The 1253-nt window shown below is 65.4% G+C and carries 3 protein-coding genes; 2 read left to right on the top strand and 1 reads right to left on the bottom strand.

What is annotated here, in order from left to right:
* The first annotated feature begins 15 nt into the window (after positions 1-15).
* The gene (locus EN749_RS39685) at positions 16-129 is read left to right on the top strand and encodes a hypothetical protein (protein WP_348629412.1); all 114 of its coding nucleotides are present in this window, start codon (positions 16-18) and stop codon (positions 127-129) included.
* Here EN749_RS39685 and EN749_RS35985 read toward each other — a convergent pair.
* Entirely contained in the window at positions 116-850 is a 735-nt protein-coding gene (locus tag EN749_RS35985) for a gamma-glutamylcyclotransferase (RefSeq protein WP_128288599.1), read from the bottom strand. The genes EN749_RS39685 and EN749_RS35985 overlap by 14 nt on opposite strands.
* A 158-nt stretch (positions 851-1008) precedes the next feature.
* On the opposite strand from EN749_RS35985, the gene EN749_RS35980 reads away from it, so the two are divergent.
* A partial coding sequence (locus EN749_RS35980; RefSeq protein WP_128364974.1) for a DUF2270 domain-containing protein occupies positions 1009-1253 on the top strand: 245 nt, incomplete at its 3' end.

The raw sequence follows: 1253 nt of genomic DNA, 5'->3' as shown, positions 1-1253 counted from the left end.
GGGTGGCGGGCCGGGCTGTACAGGCCCGGGCCGCCGGCCACCGCCGAGACACGCCTGACCGCCATTCCCTATTTCGCCTGGGACAACCGCGAGCCCGGCGAGATGCTGGTATGGCTCAGGGACGGGTGAGTTGTGATGTTAGCCCGATTTCTTCGGCCACCAGTTCCTGCAGCCGCCACAAATTGCGGTCGCGGATGCCGCAGGCTTCGAGGTGGCGGATCGTCTCGAAAAGATATTGCGCGCCCGAGCCCCAATGACCAACGGCTGTCACCAGCGTCGCCGCGATCGCCTGCTTGTCGAGGTTGCCGGCATAACGCGGATTGGCGGGATCGACGACGAAGCCAAGCGCGCGACATGGGCCGCCTTCGGTCCTGACCTGCAGCCAGCGCGGCACGTTGACGGCGGGCAGGATGGTCATTTCGCGGCGCAGGAGCGCTTCGAGGTTAGCCGCCACCGGTTCCGCGATCTCGAACACCATGCCCTGGCACTGGCCGCCGCGATCGAGCGCCATCATCAGGCCGGGCTGCTCGACCGTGCCGCGAAAACGCTGCACCGTGAAGCAGAACGAACGATGCCAACCGCTGGCCACCGCGCGTTCTCCGCCCGTCACCTCGCCGGCGGGCTTCCACAACAGCGAGCCATAGGCAAATAGTTTCAGCGACCCGGCCGGAGCGCCGGCCAGCACCTCGTCGCGGATGCGCGTATAGTCGGCATCGGTCATGTGAACCATGCCCGGCGTCGGCCCGGCATCCTCGACAGCACGCATGGTGCGCGCGACCAACGCCTCGGTCAGCGCCATCGGCGTGTTGCGCGGGACCCTCGATGATGCGGTGGAAATGGCCTTGCTCATCTTCGCGCTCCCAGTCCTACCGCCATGTTGCTGAAGGCTGAAGGATTCTCAAGGGCCGTGCAGCCGAGATAGATCACGAGTGGCCGATGCCGCTCTTGCGTGACGCGTCTTGGAACGATGTTGCCGGCAAACTGTTCTGTTCCTTGCCGGAGGATGCCATGAACGACGCGTCGGCAAAGCCCGTTGGTCCCGTCCTCTCATCGGCGGAGCGCGTCAACACGCTATCCCATTTCCATCGCGCCGAGATCGCTCGCATGGCGGGATGGCGCGACCGGCTCGACCTGACGACCAACTGGGCAATCACGGTGGTGGCGGCGCTGCTTTCGGTATCACTCTCGACGGCCAGTGCGCATCACGGCGTGCTGCTGTTCGCCATGCTGCTGATCCTGCTGCTGCTGTGGAT

This window comes from Mesorhizobium sp. M7A.F.Ca.ET.027.02.1.1, from assembly GCF_004022985.1.
Classification (GTDB): domain Bacteria; phylum Pseudomonadota; class Alphaproteobacteria; order Rhizobiales; family Rhizobiaceae; genus Mesorhizobium.
Note: the sequence above shows the minus strand (reverse complement) of the source record. Positions and strands in the feature narration are given on the sequence as shown.

Coding starts and splice junctions, on each gene's coding strand:
- EN749_RS35985 (WP_128288599.1), bottom strand. CDS start 850: ATGAGCAAGGCCATTTCCACCGCATCATCGAGGGTCCCGCGCAACACG.